11 protein-coding genes and 1 pseudogene are annotated in these 15,559 nt (G+C 74.1%); 6 read left to right on the forward strand and 6 right to left on the reverse strand.

Annotation, left to right across the window (positions count from 1 at the left end):
- Positions 1-62 precede the first annotated feature (62 nt).
- The gene (locus I6G21_RS05705; RefSeq protein ID WP_058730370.1) at positions 63-1,319 is read left to right on the forward strand and encodes an ABC transporter permease; all 1,257 of its coding nucleotides are present in this window, start codon (positions 63-65) and stop codon (positions 1,317-1,319) included.
- 116 nt (positions 1,320-1,435) lie between these two features.
- On the opposite strand, the gene I6G21_RS05710 is transcribed toward I6G21_RS05705, so the two are convergent.
- The 3 genes from I6G21_RS05710 to I6G21_RS05720 form a co-directional block, all read right to left on the reverse strand.
- The gene (locus I6G21_RS05710) at positions 1,436-2,818 is read right to left on the reverse strand and encodes an aldehyde dehydrogenase family protein (RefSeq protein WP_058730369.1); all 1,383 of its coding nucleotides are present in this window, start codon (positions 2,816-2,818) and stop codon (positions 1,436-1,438) included.
- A 126-nt stretch (positions 2,819-2,944) separates the two neighbouring features.
- Positions 2,945-3,283, reverse strand: coding sequence for a YrhK family protein (locus tag I6G21_RS05715; RefSeq protein WP_081046281.1), 339 nt, complete (start codon positions 3,281-3,283; stop codon positions 2,945-2,947).
- A 70-nt stretch (positions 3,284-3,353) separates the two neighbouring features.
- Positions 3,354-4,601 carry an Nramp family divalent metal transporter gene (locus I6G21_RS05720; RefSeq protein ID WP_058730372.1) on the reverse strand — a complete coding sequence of 416 codons (1,248 nt, stop codon included), beginning with the start codon at positions 4,599-4,601 and terminating at the stop codon, positions 3,354-3,356.
- A gap of 252 nt (positions 4,602-4,853) precedes the next feature.
- Here I6G21_RS05720 and I6G21_RS05725 point away from each other — a divergent pair, with 252 nt between their 5' ends.
- Positions 4,854-6,206 (forward strand): UDP-glucose dehydrogenase family protein, encoded by a 1,353-nt coding sequence (locus I6G21_RS05725; protein WP_269148350.1) that lies wholly within the window; start codon positions 4,854-4,856, stop codon positions 6,204-6,206.
- Here I6G21_RS05725 and I6G21_RS05730 read toward each other — a convergent pair.
- From I6G21_RS05730 to I6G21_RS05740, 3 genes and pseudogenes are all read right to left on the reverse strand, one after another.
- The gene (locus I6G21_RS05730; protein ID WP_197939492.1) at positions 6,169-6,318 is read right to left on the reverse strand and encodes a hypothetical protein; all 150 of its coding nucleotides are present in this window, start codon (positions 6,316-6,318) and stop codon (positions 6,169-6,171) included. The genes I6G21_RS05725 and I6G21_RS05730 overlap by 38 nt on opposite strands.
- Positions 6,319-6,848: 530 nt before the next feature.
- Positions 6,849-8,705: pseudogene (locus I6G21_RS10905) on the reverse strand (glycosyltransferase); the annotation flags it as partial.
- On the reverse strand, positions 8,702-9,790 hold the full coding sequence (locus I6G21_RS05740) for a WcbI family polysaccharide biosynthesis putative acetyltransferase (RefSeq protein ID WP_165607419.1): 1,089 nt from the start codon (positions 9,788-9,790) through the stop codon (positions 8,702-8,704). The gene I6G21_RS05740 and the pseudogene I6G21_RS10905, both read right to left, overlap by 4 nt.
- A 255-nt stretch (positions 9,791-10,045) precedes the next feature.
- Between I6G21_RS05740 and I6G21_RS05745 the strand changes: the two genes are divergently transcribed.
- The 4 genes from I6G21_RS05745 to I6G21_RS05760 all read left to right on the forward strand — a co-directional run bounded on the left by I6G21_RS05745 (position 10,046) and on the right by I6G21_RS05760 (position 15,549).
- Positions 10,046-12,268, forward strand: coding sequence for a glycosyltransferase (locus I6G21_RS05745; RefSeq protein ID WP_129357923.1), 2,223 nt, complete (start codon positions 10,046-10,048; stop codon positions 12,266-12,268).
- Positions 12,265-13,305, forward strand: coding sequence for a glycosyltransferase family 28 protein (locus I6G21_RS05750; protein ID WP_061225407.1), 1,041 nt, complete (start codon positions 12,265-12,267; stop codon positions 13,303-13,305). Before I6G21_RS05745 ends, I6G21_RS05750 begins: the two co-directional genes overlap by 4 nt.
- Positions 13,302-14,165, forward strand: a complete 864-nt coding sequence (locus I6G21_RS05755) for a galactosyltransferase-related protein (protein ID WP_058743517.1) — start codon at positions 13,302-13,304, stop codon at positions 14,163-14,165. The genes I6G21_RS05750 and I6G21_RS05755 overlap by 4 nt, the downstream gene beginning before the upstream one ends.
- A 109-nt stretch (positions 14,166-14,274) precedes the next feature.
- Positions 14,275-15,549, forward strand: coding sequence for a HesA/MoeB/ThiF family protein (locus I6G21_RS05760; RefSeq protein ID WP_081101560.1), 1,275 nt, complete (start codon positions 14,275-14,277; stop codon positions 15,547-15,549).
- The last annotated feature ends 10 nt before the right edge of the window (positions 15,550-15,559 follow it).

A 15,559-nucleotide genomic window follows, 5' to 3' on the forward strand; every position in this document is an offset into this window, starting at 1 on the left:
GAGAATACCCGTTCTGTTATGGTGTTCCCAAACAGAACAGGCATTCTTTACGAGGAGCATCCATGTCCGCACCCGAGCAGGCCGCCGCGGCACCCGCCGCCTCCCGCCGGATCCACGCCCCCAGCTCCTGGCCGCGGGCCGGGATGGTCGCGCTGATCTGCGCTGTCGTCGTGACGATCATCGTCCTGGCCTTCACCTGGCCCACCAAGACCCAGGAGGCCAAGGACCTGCCCATCTCCGTGGCCGGGCCGCAGGAGCGGGTCCAGCAGCTGGAGGACACCCTGGAGCAGGCCCGCCCCGGGGTCTTCGATTTCCACGAGGTCTCGAGCCGGGACGACGCCGAGCAGCAGATCCGCCGGCAGGAGACCGTCGGGGCCATCGTCTTCTCCGATGACGCCCAGCAGCCGCCCGAGATCCTCAAGGCCACCGCCGCCGGAACCGTTCCCGCGCAGCTGATGACCGCCCTGGGGGAGCAGCTGCAGTCCCAGATCCGGGCCGGTCTCCAGCAGCGGGCCGACGCGGCCCAGCAGCAGCTGCAGGCCTCCGGCGCCCAGGCCTCCCCGCAGCAGATCCAGCAGGCGGTGGGCCTGCAGAAGGCCGCCGCGAGCACCAAGGTGACCGTGACCGACGTCGTCGGCCTCTCCGACGAGGATCCCAACGGCGCCGGCTTCACCGCCGCCTCCTTCCCCCTCGTGCTCGGCGGGATCATCGGTGGCGTGCTGGTGAACACCATGGTGCACGGACTCTGGCGGCGCCTGTTCGCCGCGGGGGCCTACGCCGTCGTCGCGGGGCTGAGCCTGACCCTGATCCTGCACACCTGGTTCGGCTTCGTGCAGGGAGGCTTCCTGGTGGACTGGATGGTCTTCATCCTGTCCGTGCTGGGCACCTCCAGCTTCATCCTGGGCTGCACCGCGCTGATCGGCAACGCAGGGATCGGTCTGGGCGCGGTGATCACGATGTTCCTGGGCAACCCGCTGTCCGGTGCTCAGGTGCCCTGGCAGTTCTACCCGCACCCCTGGGGCTGGATCGGCCAGCACCTGGTGCCGGGTGCGGCTCAGCACCTGCTGCGCAGCGAGTCCTTCTTCCCCGACGCCGACACCGCCGAGCAGTGGTGGACCCTGATCTTCTGGGCCCTGCTGGGTGTCGCCCTGACCGTGGTGGGCTACCTGGTGCACCACCACGGCAGGACCAGCGATGTGTCCGAGGAGCAGTGGGAGGAAGCCCACGAGGGCGGGGCCCGCGGTGCCGAATCCGCGAGCAGCGTCGCGTCTCAGGCCGGTGCCGCGACTGCCGCGCCGCGCCATCGGGCCGCCGGCTGACTCCACCCCGGCGCCGCTGAGCGCCCCCGTGCCGCGAGCCGGCGCCCCCGCCCTTCCGGATCCGCAGATCCGAGGGACGGGGGCGCCGGCTCGTTCGTGGCTGGTCCGGGGCGGGGCTACAGCTCCTGCTCGTGCACCCGGAAGGTCTTCTCGTTGGTGAACTCGCGCAGGGCCCACTGGGCGCCCTCGCGGCCGTAGCCGGAGAGGTTGATCCCGCCGAAGGGGAACTCCGGACCGGACTCCATGTGCGCGTTGATCTGCAGCATGCCCACCTGCACCCGCTCGCCCACGCGGCGGGCCCGCTCCACATCCGTGGACCACACCGAGCCCATCAGGCCGTACGGGGTGTCGTTGGCGATGCGGATCGCGTCCTCCTCGTCCTCGGCCTTGAAGATGTTGACGATCGGCCCGAACATCTCCCGGCAGCCCATGTCCGAATCCAGCGGGGCGTCGGTGATCAGGGCGGGGGACATGAACCAGCCCGGCCGGTCCAGCTTCTCGCCCCCGCAGTGCAGGGTCGCGCCGTCCTTCACGGCCTGCTGCACGGACTCCACGAGCTCATCCCGGGCGGATTCGGAGGACAGCGGGCCCATGTCCGTGTCCTCGGCGTCGTAGTCACCGACGACGGTGGCCTCCACGGCCTTCTTGGCCGCGGCGACGAACTCGTCGTAGATGTCCTTCAGCACGATGAAGCGCTTGGGGGAGGTACACACCTGCCCGGCGTTGGCCAGGCGCAGGGACACGGCCTTCTTCGCCAGGGCCGCGACGTCGTCGGTGTCCAGCACGATCAGCGGGTCGTTGCCGCCCAGCTCCAGCACGGAGCGCTTCAGGTGCTTGGCCGCGATCCCGGCGACCGCGGCCCCGGCCTTCTCCGAGCCGGTCAGGGAGAAGCCCTTCACGCGCGGATCGCCCAGGACCACCTCGGCGTCGGAGGAGTCCATGTACACGTTGGTGTACACCCCCTCCGGCAGCCCGGCCTCCACCAGCAGATCCGCCAGGGCCTGGGAGGACTTCGGGCAGATCGCCGCCTGCTTCATGATGATCGCGTTGCCGACCATCAGGTTGGGCAGGGCGAAGCGGGCCAGCTGGTTGTACGGGAAGTTCCACGGCATGATGCTCAGCAGCACGCCCAGCGGGTCGTGCTTGACGACGGTGCTCACCCCGTCGGAGGGGTGCAGCTCGGTGGGGGCCAGGAACTCCTCCGCGTGCTCGGCGTACCAGCGGGCGGTCGCGGCGACCTTCTTCACCTCCGCGATGGTCTGCGGCTTCGGCTTGCCCATCTCGTGCCCGACGATCTCCGCCAGCTCCTCCTGGCGGGCCTCGAACAGGTCCGCGAAGCGGTTCAGGATCTCCCCGCGCTCGGCGTAGGACCGCTGGGACCAGTCCTGGTAGGCGGCGTCGGCGCGGTCGACCACGTCCTTCAGCTGCTCCTCGGTGAGCGAATCGAAGGTCTCCTCGACCTCGCCGGTGTTGGGATTGGTGACTGCGAAAGTGCTCATGGTCCCCAGTCAACCGCGTGACGCGCACCTCGTCCAGGGCGTGACCAGGGATTTCGGCCTGGGCGGACGGCCCGGATGGACGGCTCGGGACGGAGGCCTGACGACGGCGGACGGGTGCCCGGGGACTCAGAAGTCCCGGGCGGTCTCCGGAGACAGGGCCGGGTTGATCCGCTGCAGGTGGATGCGGCGGGTCAGGCGGATGCACGGGCGCACGAGCATGAGCACGGAGCCGGCCACGAACAGCCACGTGCCCGCGACCATCGTCGCGTCGCTGAAGAACAGGAAGGAGCCGATCAGGAAGATCAGCCCGATCAGCACGTCGTTGACGATCGAGAGGGTCTCGTACAGTCCCCGGATCACCAGCTCGTCGGGTCCGATGCGCAGCTGGATGGGGCGCTGGCCCTGCTCTCCGGCGGCGGGGGCGGCGGCGGTGCGATCCTCGGGGGGTGCGGTCGAATCTGCCATGGGCACATGCTCGCACATCCGCGCGAACCCGACCCGCCGGGCGCCGACCCGCCGTGCCGCGGCGTCGGGCTCAGGCCAGCCCGACGGCGGTCAGCCACACGAGTGCCGCGTTCAGCGCGATGATCGCCGTCGTCGCGGCCCACGCCAGAATCGTCATCCACCGCGGATTCGCGTGCTCGCCCATCAGGGTCCGGTCCGCGGTGCAGCGCACCAGCGGGATCAGGGCGAAGGGGATTCCCAGGGACAGCGCCACCTGGCTGAGCACCAGGGCACGGGTGGGGTCCCAGCCGGCGGCGAGGATCGCCAGCGCCGGGACCAGGGTGATCACCCGGCGCGCCAGCAGGGGGATGCGCAGCTGCAGCAGCCCGGCCATGATGTCCGCCCCGGCGTAGCAGCCGACCGCGGTGGAGGCCAGTCCGGAGACCAGCAGCCCCACCGCGAAGACGACGCCGATCCCGGGACCCAGGGCCGCGGTGACCGCCGCGTGCGCGCCCTCGATGCTGTCCGTGCCGGGGACCCCCTGCAGATTCCCGGCGGCCAGCAGCAGCATCGCGATGTTCACGGACCCGGCGATCACCAGGGCGAAGACCACATCCCAGCGGGAGGCCCGCAGCAGGGCTCGACGCCGCGCCTCGGCCTGCTCAGATCCCGGCTCCGCCGCGTCGGCGTCGGCCCCGGCGTGGTCCACGGACAGCCGCGAGTGCAGGTAGATCGCATGGGGCATGACCGTCGCACCCAGCATGCTGGCGCCGAGCAGCACGGAGTCCGCGCCCTCGAAGCGGGGGATCAGCCCCGCGGCGGTGGCCGACCAGTCCGGCGGGGCGGCGAACAGGCCCGCGGTGAATCCGATGGTGATGATCAGCAGCAGCCCCATGATCACGTGTTGGAAGGGCCGCTGCCCGTGGCGGGACTGGATGCCCAGCAGCAGCATGGACACGATCCCGACGATCAGCCCGCCCCAGACCAGCGGCAGCCCGAACAGCAGGTGCAGCGCGATGGCCCCGCCGATGACCTCCGCGAGGTCCGTGGCGGCCGCGATCAGCTCGGCCTGGGCCCAGAACAGGCGCCGGGGGACCGGGCGCAGCCGACGCCCGAGCAGCTCCGTCAGGGAGGCGCCGGTGACCACCCCGAGCCGGGCGGACAGGTGCTGCACGAGCACGGCCATGAGGTTGGCCAGCACCAGCACCCACACGAGCAGGTAGCCGAACCGGGCCCCCGCGGTGAGGTTGGCCGCGACGTTGCCCGGGTCCACGTAGGCGATGGCGGCCACGAAGGCCGGGCCGAGCAGGCGCCAGCCCCGCCGCGAGGTGATGCTCATGATCTCACCGTAGTCCGGCCACGGAACGGTCCGGACGGTCCGGACGCCCCGGGGGATCCGGGAGGAGGCCGGTGGCCGGCCGGTGACGCGCAGCCGACGCCGCGGCATCGGGCGGGGGAACACCGGGGACCGCCCCGGGCCGAGCCCCCGGAAGCGGCCGCTGACCTGCGATGATCGGTCCCAGGAGTCCGCGCGCGGCGGGCCTTGAGGAGAGGAGCGCGGATGCGCATCGCGGTGTTCGGGTCCGGGTAAGTGGGACTGGTGACGGGGGCCTGCCTGGCCGAGGGCGGGCACCGCGTGGTGTGCGTGGACGTCGACGTCGAGCGGGTGGAGCGCCTGCGCGGCGGGGACTGCCCGATCTGGGAGCTGGGCCTGGCCCCGCTGCTGTCCTCGGGGCTGACCTCCGGGCGGCTGGCCTTCACGACCGAGGCGGCCGAGGCCCTGGATCAGGCGCAGGTCGCGCTGATCGCGGTGGGCACCCCGCAGGGTGCGGACGGGGCGGCGGATCTCACCGCGGTGCACGCGGTGGCCCGCACCATCGGCCGGTGCGCGGACGGGGACCTGCTGGTCGCTGACAAGTCCACGGTGCCGGTGGGCACCGCCGCGGCGGTGCGGGAGCTGATCCGCGAGGAGCTGGAGGCGCGCTTCGCCGAGGGGGCGGCCCCGAGGATCGGGGTGTGCTCGAACCCGGAGTTCCTCAAGGAGGGTGCTGCCGTCGCGGACTTCACCCACGGGGAGCGGATCGTGATCGGGGTGGAGGATGCCCGTGACGAGGAGACGATGCGGACCCTGTACGCGCCGTTCAACCGGCAGCGGGACAAGATCATCGTCATGGACCCGGCGTCGGCGGAGCTGACCAAGTACGCCGCCAACGCGCTGCTGGCCACCAAGATCAGCTTCATGAACGAGATGGCCGGGATCGCCGAGGCCACCGGCGCCGATATCGAGCGGGTGCGCCTGGGCGTGGGCTCCGATCCCCGGATCGGCTACCCGTTCCTGTACGCGGGGGCCGGCTACGGCGGGTCCTGCTTCCCCAAGGACGTCGCCGCCCTGGCCCACACCGCGCGCGCCGTCGGGGTGGATCCGGGGCTGCTGGAGGCCGGGATGCGCGTGAACGAGCGGCAGAAGGAGCGGCTGGGGCAGAAGCTCGCCGAGCTGCTGCCGGACCCGGAGGGGGCGCGGGTCGCGGTGTGGGGGCTGAGCTTCAAACCCCGCACCGACGACGTGCGCGAGGCCCCCTCGCTGGCGCTCGTGGAGCGGCTGCTGGCCGCCGGGTGTCGGGTGCGCGCCTACGATCCGGCGGCCGGGGACACCTTCGCCGCGGCCCTGGCCGCGCGGCTGGGGGTGCGCGAGCTGCCGGAGGCCTACCAGCCGGCGCTCACCCGGGAGGATGCCCTGGAGGGCGCGGACGCGCTGGTGGTGTGCACCGAGTGGGAGCAGTTCCGCGCCTTCGACGCGCAGCTGCTGACCTCCCGGATGGCCGGGCGGGTGATCGTGGACGGGCGGAACCTGTGGGACCCCGAGCAGGTGGCGGCCGCGGGCTTCGCCTACGCCTCGATCGGGCGGGTCACCACCCGGCCCAGCGCCGCTCCAGATCGGGACTGAGCGGGTAGGGCCCGACCGCCGCCGCCATCCCGGTCCCCACCGGGTGGCCCGCCCGCTCCAGGGCCGCGGCCCGGGCGCTGACCAGCTCGGCCGCCACGGCGTCGGCCACCACGGCGTCGCCCGTCTCCTGGGCGGTCCCGGGCAGCAGCAGCCGAGCCCGCCGCTCGGCACCGCCCGGGGCCCGTCCTCCGCGGCGGCATCCAGCTCCCGCAGCGTCCCGGCCAGCCCGGCCGGGTCGAACAGGGCGCGCACCGCGAGCCGGAAGCGCGGGGCGGGCTCGCCCTGCACGGGCCGCGGGATCGGCGCGGCGCGCACCCGGGGGTCCGCGGCCAGGACCTCCGGAACGCCGATGTCGGGCGGCAGGTGCACCGCGGCGTCGGGCACGGCGGCCAGCAGATCCGCGATCCACGCGCTCACCCGGTCACTGGGGTCCCCCTCGTCATCCAGCGCCGGGCCGGTGAGGTCCGCGATCAGCTGCGGGACGGGGAAGACGACGCCGGCCGGGCGGGTCCAGGGCGCGGGGATGCGCACCGCCAGGGCCCGGGTCTCCCGGTTCTTCACCGCTTTCTGCTCCGGGTCCTCCCGGCCGCCGCGGGCGGCCCAGTCCGGTCCGTCGTGCACCGCCCGCGCTTCCGGGACGTGGCGGAAGGCCGCCCCGGCCTCCCACAGCCGGTGGGCCAGCTCCCAATCCTCCCCGCCGTAGCCGGTCAGGGACTCGTCGAATCCGCCCACGGCCAGGAAGGTCCACCGGCTCACCCCCAGCACCGCGGAGATCACCGCCTGGTGGGTGCGGGCGTCCCCGCCGGCGAGATTCCGGGTGCGGTGGTGGATCTGCTTCAGCCAGGTCGGGGATTCCAGCGGCCGACCGGCGTGGGGACCGGTCAGGTGCGCGTGATCCCGGCGTCCCGTGCTCACCTGCGCGGTGCCTGCCAGCAGCGGGGCGCACAGCGCCGCGAGGTACCCCGGATCGGGGACGGTGTCCCCGTCCAGGAACGCCAGGACCCGGCCGCGAGCGCGCCGGGCCCCGAGGTTGCGCGCCGCCCCCGCCCGGAACCCCCGATCCTCCTGGCGCAGACCCACCACGGCCTCGGGCAGCGTCGGGGCCGCCGGGGAGCCGTCGTCCACGACGATCGTCTCCGCGGTTCCGAGGCCCTCCTGCCGGGCCAGGGCGGCCAGCAGCAGCTCGAGTCGACGGGCCGCCAGGGTCCCGGTGGCCCCGGGGGTCGGATCGGGGGCGCCGTCGTCGTAATAGGGGATCACCACGCTCAGCTCGGGCTGATCCGGGGCGAAGAAGGCGGCGTAGTCCCGGGCGGCCTCCACCCGGCCGTGGGGCAGGGACCCGGGATCCTCGATGCGGGTGAGACCGGGATCCGCGAGGACCTCGCGCAGGCGGGTGAGCAGCTCGCCCGGCGCGAGGGGCAGCACCGTGCCCGGGCGCAGCTGGGCCATCTCCCGGATGTACCGGGAGTCCGCGCACACAGGGCGGCGCCCGAGGCCGATCCACGAGTTCACCGAACCGGAGGCGGACAGGTGCCGGTGCAGGCACAGGGGGGCATCCACCGCCCCCAGCACCGCGGGCAGCTGCGGCTCCGGGACGTATCCGGTGATCCGGAAGATGACCCCCCGCCGCTCGGCTCGCTCCCGCAGCGTCTCGGCCATCTCCTCATGTCCGGCGGCCGTCCGCCCCACGGCCAGCACCACCGGCGGTCCGGCCGGCACCGCCGGGGATCCGACGAGCGCGGCCGCGGCATCGATCGCCTCCTCGTGGCCCTTGCCCGGGTACACGAAGCCGAAGATCCCCAGGACCGGGCCGTGCCCGGCCGGCAGCCAGCGGTCCAGCGGGTCCGCCGCATCCCCTCCGGTGCTGGAAGACTCCGCGGTCGGGCGGGACGCCGCCCCCTGGTCGGGTCTCCGTTGGATACCCGTGGAGGTCCCAGGGGCGGTCCGCGCGGCGGGCGGATCCGGCAGGGGCAGCGGCACCACGGCGATCCGCGGTGGGCGGGCCCCGGGGCCGGGAGCCGCCGGGACCGTCCCGTGTTCGGCGAGCAGGGCCAGCTCGTGCCGGGAGCTGACCACGACTCCGGCCCCGGCCGCCGCGGCGATCCGGGCGTAGGCCCTCCGCCGCCGCGGCAGGTTCCGCGGGCCATCGCTGGGTTGGGGGATGTCGTGCAGGGTCGCGGACAGCCCCGCGCACGCGGCGGCCACTCGAGCCACCCGCTCGGCGGCCTCCTCGGGGCTGGGACCGAACAGCGCCTCCGTGACGTGCAGGTGGACCCGGCGCCCGGCCAGACGCGGCAGGGCCGCATCCAGGGCCGCGGGGTCGGGCACCCGCAGCACGGGGGCGCCCAGGGCCGCGGCCAGGTCCAGGGCGCAGGCGCTGACCCCGTGCTCGGGCGGCCCCGGCACCACGTGCAGCGGCAGAGCGGGATCCCCGGGCGTCGGGGTGTGGGTCGCCTCGCTGCCGATCGCCTCGGGCGACGCCTCTTCGGGCCGGGTCATCCGCGCGCCTCCGGTCGGCGGCGTCGGGCGCCATCCAGGGCCTCGGTCAGTCCCAGCAGCTTCAGGGTCCCGGCGTGGCGGGCGAGCCCGGCATCCACGAACCCCGGATGGCGGGTGTACCAGGCCAGCTGCGCGCGGGCGACCTCCTCCTCGGGGACCCGGACGCCGTCCACCTGCCAGCCGGGACCGGACCACTGCTGCGCGGGCACCCCCGGAAAGGCCGCCCGGGCGGCGGCGGTCACGGGGGCGCGGATCCCGCCGAGCATCTGCGCGTCCGGGGCCTCCGGGGCGGGGTCCAGGGCGAACCCGGCCTCGGCCAGGCGCCGGATCACCAGGGGGGCCACGCCGGTCAGGAAGGCGTTGGTCGGGTGGTTCAGCGTGTGGTGGGTGCGCTGCGCGGGCAGCATCGCGGCCAGCACCGCGGAGGCCGCCACGGCGTCGTGGGCCCGCTCCCGCCGGCGCATCCGCATCAGGGAGTCCGCGGTCAGCCGCCCCACGGCCGCCGGGTCCACGGCCCCGGTCAGCTCCTCGACCAGCCGCAGGGCCCGCGGGAAGGGCAGCCCCCGGGCATAGCGCCGGGACTCCCGGGCCGCCAGCAGCAGGCGCAGGTCGTGATACGGGACCACCGGCGGGTCCACCGACCCGGCGCAGGAGGGCCGGACCGTCACCTGGAACGGGAAGATCCCCGCGAAGCGCAGCACGGGGAAGACCACGACGGGCGCCCCGGCGGGCAGCAGGGCCGCCACCTGCTCGGTGCCCACCGGCAGGTCCCGGTAATCCGCGCGCACCGGCTGGGTCACCAGCGCCTCGGCCCGCCCGGCCAGGCGGGCCAGATGCCCGAGGTCCTCGGTCTCCAGCTCGTGCACCGGCGGAACCCGTACGGCGCAGGCCCCGGCCGTCTCCAGCAGCCGCCGCACGGAACCGGCCTGGCAGTTCCCGTGTACGAGCACCACCGGGCGCCCGGCGGGAGCCAGGGGGCGCAGCCCATAGAACTCGCCGAAGTGCTCCCGGCGGGCCCGCGCGGCATCGGCCGCGGCGGGGGGCGGAAGCGGGGCGGCGGGGCGGTCCGCAGGGGTGGTGAACATGGGCTCATGCTACCGGGATCCGCGCCGTGAGCTGCGTGATAACATCGCCGTATCCCCAGGTGAGACCGGGCTTTTCCGGGTCCGCGGCCTGATCGTCGCGCCTACCCGGTGCTGGCGGCCGCCCGCTTCCCTGACGGCCCATGCAGACCGTCACCACGAGGAAGGTGGGTTCGTGTCCCCCGATCGCGCGCGCATCCCCGCCCGCGTGCTCTCCGTGCCCTCCCACTACCCCTACATCCAGGCGGTCCTGGACCCGTGCGCCGTGAGCAGGTCCTCCCGGATCCGGGCGCGGCGCGCGATGAGACCGCCGCCTGGCGCCCCTCGCCGGTGCTGGACCCGCGGTGGATCCGCCGGCACGCGGAGCGCTTCGACATCGTCCATGTGCACTTCGGCTTCGAGGCCTGTGATCCCCGGACCATCGAGGCCTTCTGCCGGGAGGTGCGCGCCTGCTCCCGGCTGCTCGTGCTCACCGTGCACGACCTGTCCAACCCGCAGCTGCCCGCCGAGCATCAGGAGGGCTTCCTCGCCTGTCTGGATGCGCTGGTGCGCCACGCGGACCAGGTGCTCACCCTCACCCCCACGGCCGCCGGTGAGATCGAGCGGCGGTGGGGGCGCCGCGCCGTCGTCGTGGAGCACCCGCCGCTCCTGCTGGGTCCGGACGCCGCCGCGGCCCCGAGGATCGCGCCACCACGCCGGGAGGACCCTGCGCAGGCCCCGGCGGGCCCGGCCCGGTTGGGCGTACTCCTGAAGGACGCCCGGCCCTCCCTGGACCTGGAAGCCGTGGCGGGCCTGGCCGAGGTCCTGGATCAGCCGCCGGCCGCCGACGGATCGGGTGCCCGCCTGGAGATCCTGCACCACGGCCGCTTCCGGGCCGGCCGGGAGGAGGCCGTCGCCGCCCTGTTCGCCCGGCTGGCCGACCGGCCGACGGCGCGGCTGCTGCGCACCGGGCGCCTGGACGACGCCGCCCTGGAGGCGTGGCTGCGCGGGCTGGACGCCCTTGTGCTGCCCTACGGCCACGGCACCCACTCCGGTCTGCTGGAGCTGGCCTGCGACCTGGGGGTGCGCGTGCTGGTCAGCGACCGGGGGCACTTCGCCGCCCAGCGGCCCGGTGTCGTGAGCGCCGTCGACCTCCACGACCGCGCCGCCCTGGGACGGGCCGTGGAGCAGCTGCTGCGCACACCCCGCCCCGCCCCGATGACCCGGGCCGAGGCCCGCCACCGGATCACCGCGGTGCGCGCCGAGCACACCGCGATCTACCGGAGCCTGCTCGCCCCGCGGGCCCTGGAGAGCGCCGGCGCCCGACTGCGCATCCTCGTCCTGGCGGGGTTCCGCTACCCCCTGGTCCAGCCGCACCAGGGCGGCCTGGAATCCCACGTCTGGTCCCTGGTGCGCCAGCTGCGCGCCCGCGGACACCTGGTCCTGCTGGGCGCCCCCGCGGGCTCGGACTTCCTGGACGCGGGCATCCCCGAGCTGACCTGGCCCCGCTTCACCTGGCCCGTGGACCAGGCGCGCACGGATGCGAGCCTGCCGGAGCCGATCCGACGGCTGCAGGACGAGGCGCTGGACCGGGCCCTGGACTGGCTTCAGGCACATCCGGGCGCCGTCGATGTGGTGCACCATCATGCCCTGTGCGCCCGTGCCCACGAGCGGGCAGGCGACCTGCCCGTGCCGCTGGTCAGTACGCTGCACACCCCGCCGCTGCCGGAGCTGGTGGAGCCGATCCGCCGGGCGGCCGGGCGCGGCGCCGGGCCGGGGGGTCCGGAGACCCTGGTCGCCGTCTCCGAGCACACCGCCGAGGGGTGGCGCGCCCAGGGGGTCCCGGCCCGCGCCGTGCCCAACGGGGTGGACACCTCCGCGTGGACCCTCGGGGCCGGCGGGGAGAGACTGTGCTGGTTCGGGCGGATCGTGCCGGAGAAGGCCCCGCACCTGGCGGTCCTCGCGGCCGCCCGCCTCGGGATGGGACTGGATCTGGCCGGGCCCGTCGGGGATCCCGCGTACGCCGCTCAGCTGGCCCGGCTCTGCCGGGGCCGCGATGTGCGGTGGCGGGGGCCGCTGCGCCAGGCGGAGCTGGCCGACCTCGTCGGCTCCTCCCTGTGCACCCTGGTCACCCCGGTGTGGGATGAGCCCTTCGGGCAGGTGGTCCCGGAGTCCCTGGCCTGCGGCACCCCGGTGGTGGCGGTGCGCCGGGGTGGGCTGGGGGAGGTCTTCGACCGCACCGAAGGGGTCCGGCTGGTCGCCCCCGCCGAGGATCGGGACCGCCTCGCCGCCAGGCTGGCGCGGGAGGTGCGCGTGCTGGCCGCCGCCCACCGCGACCCGGAGGAGCGGGCCCGGCTGCGGGGCCTGGCCCGGGAGGAGGCGGTGCGCCGGTTCTCCTTCGAACGCACCGTGGACGCGCTGGAGCGGGTATACCGGCGCGCGATCCGCGAGCGCGGCCGCACCGCCCGCCCCTCGGCGGCACCGCGGGAGGTGCGGGCGTGATCGGCTGGTATCTGCACCATCACGGGGCCGGGCATCTGCAGCGGCTGCGGGCCATCGCCGCGCAGCTTGAGGCCGAGGTGACCGTGTTCAGCTCCCTGCCTGCCCCGCAGCTATCCGTCACCACCCGCAGCGGGCCGGTGGGCTGGATCCAGTTGCCCGAGGATTGGACACCGGAGACCTTCTGCCCGGATCCGAGTACCGCAGATCCCGTGGCCGGGGGATTGCTGCACTGGGCGCCTCTGCATCACCGAGGACATGCCTCCCGGCTCGCCGCTATCGCCGCGGCCGCCACGGATCTGGAGCTGATGGTCGTGGACGTCTCCGCGGAGGTTGTGCTGCTCGCCAGGTTGCTGGGGGTTCCCGTGGTGGCGGTCACCCAACCAGGAGAGCGGACGGATCTGACTCACCAGCTGGCCTATCGGGCCGCCACCCGCATCCTGGCGTCTTTTCCCGGACCGGATCGGGTTGGACGAGCCGTGTTGGCCAAGGCTGCCCCGCACGTTCTCGAGTTCGCCGAACGCACGGTGTTCACCGGCGGTATCTCCGCGTTGGATGAGACGGCTGGGCCCGCACAGGAGAGGGCTGATACCGTCGCGGGCTCCCGGGTGCTGTTCGTCGGATCCCGCGGCGGTTCTGCGATGACCGCGGAGGCGCTGCGTCCCCTGCTCGCCGCGAGCACCTTCGCTGGGGAGGTGGTCGGGGTCCCCGGCTTCCCGTGGGTCTCGGATGTGCGGAAGCGGATGGCCGAGGCCGACGTTGTGGTGATCAATGCGGGGCTGGGATCTGTGGCCGACGTCGCCCGGTTGGCCCGGCCCGCCGTCGTGCTGGCCCAGGACCGGCCCTTCGGAGAGCAGAACGCCACGGTGCGGTTGCTGCGGGGCATCGGCGTGGTGACCGCCTCCGGCATGCCGGAGATAGGTCAGTGGGATGCTCTGGTGGACCGTGCTTTATCCGCCGGGGGCCCGGCTTGGGGCGGTTGGCAGGTGAGAGGCGCTGCGGATCGGGCGGCGCGGGCAATCCAGGAGCTGGTGGAATGAGCCGCGCGCGCACCGCAGTACTGACCCTGGCCAGTGTGGAGCGGATGCCGCACGTGCGTCGTCAGCATGCCGCCCTTCGGCAGTACCATGGCGACCGCCTCGAGGAGGGGAGTCTCATTCATGTGCTGGCTCTGCTCGGGGATGCCCCCCGGGAGGTCGTCGAGAACCAGGGCTGGCAGGTGGTCCCCGTGACGGAGGGACTGTGCGGGGGACGGGCCAACCTGGCCCGAGCGCGCAATCTCGCCGCGGCGGCAGGGCGGAGAGCCGGGGTTGGCCTGTTGGTCTTCCTCGATGCGGACTGTCTTCCGGCTCCGCGCATGATCGAGCGCTACGAGGCCGCTGCCGCCGCCTTCCCGCAGGCCCTGTTGGCGGGTCCGGTCACCTATCTGGAACCGGAGGAGACCCAATGGGAGTTGACGCGGATCGTCGCTCACCCCCACCCACACCCGGCCCGCCCGAATCCGGCCGACTGCCAAATCCGGTTGACCCGGGTGGTGGAGCACCCCCGGGAGGCCTGGGAGCTGTTCTGGTCCCTGTCGTTCGCGGTGCGTCCCGAGGTTTACCTCCGGATCGGAGGCTTCTCCGAGGAGTACACCGGGTACGGAGGGGAGGACACGGACTTCGCCTACAGCGCCCATAGCGCGGGGGTGGACCTGGCTTGGGTGGGTGGGGCCCATGCCTTCCACCAGTACCACCCGGTCTCCTCCCCGCCGGTAGAGCACCTCACGGAGATCCTCGACAACGCGAGGCTCTTCCACAGGCGATGGGGTGTGTGGCCCATGCGCGGGTGGCTGGAGGCATTCGCCGAACGTGGTCTGGCCCGCTGGGATCCGCAGCGCGGTTGGCTGCTCGCTGAGTGACCGCATGCATGACTGTTCTCCGCCCCGGGACCCTTTTCCCGCCGGAATGGTCGAAGGGCCCGCGGGGGAGGACAATGGGGGCGGCGCAGTCCCATTCGTAGGAGGTCCCATGCCCGTCGCCCCGGAAGATGCCGGCGTGGTCCTGCCGCCCACACGGGCAGGGGGCGCGGGTCGGGCCCCGTCCCCGCGCTACCGCAGCCCCGATGACCTCACGCAGGCCCAGCTCGAGCGCTTCCGACGCCACCTGAGCCTCACCGGCTTCGGCCCCGAGCCCCAGCTGCGCCTGCTCAACGCCCACGCCGTGGTGATCGGGGCCGGCGGCCTGGGAGCGCCGGTGCTCAGCTACCTCGCCGCGGCCGGGGTCGGGCGGATCACCGTGATCGACGCCGACGTGGTGGAGCGCTCCAACCTGCACCGGCAGGTGATCCACGGGGAATCCGTCCTGGGCCGGCCCAAGACCGCCTCCGCCGCCCGGACCGTGCGGGAGCTGCACCCGGAAGCCGAGGTCACCGAGATCCGCGAGGTGCTGGATGCCGGCAACGCCCTGCGCCTGCTCGCCGGGGCGGACGTCGTGCTGGACGGCTCGGACAACTTCCCCACCCGCTACGCCGTGGCCGATGCCGCGGAGATCCTGCGCGTGCCCGTGGTCTACGGGGCGATCCTGCGCTTCGACGGCCAGGTGAGCGTGTTCTGGCCCGGACGCGGACCCCTCTACCGGGACCTGTTCCCCACCATGCCCGGCCCGGGGGAGGTGCCCAGCTGCGCGGAGGCCGGGGTGATCGGGGTGCTGCCCGGGGTGATCGGCACCCTCATGGCCACCGAGGCCGTCAAGGTGCTGGCCGGGGTGGGCGAGCCGCTGATCGGGCGGCTGCTGTTCTACGACGCCCTCACCGCAGGCTTCCGCGAGGTGCCCTTCGCCCCGGATCCCCGGCGTCGGCCGGTCACCCGCATGGGCGCGGCCCGGGACTACGACGCCGCCGCGTGCGCCGTCCCGTCGGCTGACGAGGCCGCGCGGCCCGCCGCCTCCGCGTGCCCGGCGCGGGAGTCCGGACAGATCCCACCGGAGCGGCTGCGGCGCTGGCGCGCGGAGGAGGAGGCCCCTCTGGTGCTGGACGTGCGGGAGGCCTGGGAGCACCGCCTCGGGGCCATCCCGGGCAGCCCGCTGCTGCCCCTGGGGGAGATCCAGCGGGATCCCGCCGCGGCCGCGCACCGGGTGCGGCGCCTGCGGGAGCAGACCGGAGCGGGAGGCGGCCCGGTGGTGCTGTACTGCCAGGCGGGGGTGCGCTCGCGGCGGGCGCAGGAGGCCCTGGCCGCGGCGGACCCGGACACCCCGTGGCTCAGCCTCTCCGGCGGATACGACGCCTGGGAGCGCGAGGACGCCTGAGCGCGCCGGC

The sequence above is a fragment of the Rothia kristinae genome (assembly GCF_016028855.1).
GTDB lineage: Bacteria > Actinomycetota > Actinomycetes > Actinomycetales > Micrococcaceae > Rothia > Rothia kristinae.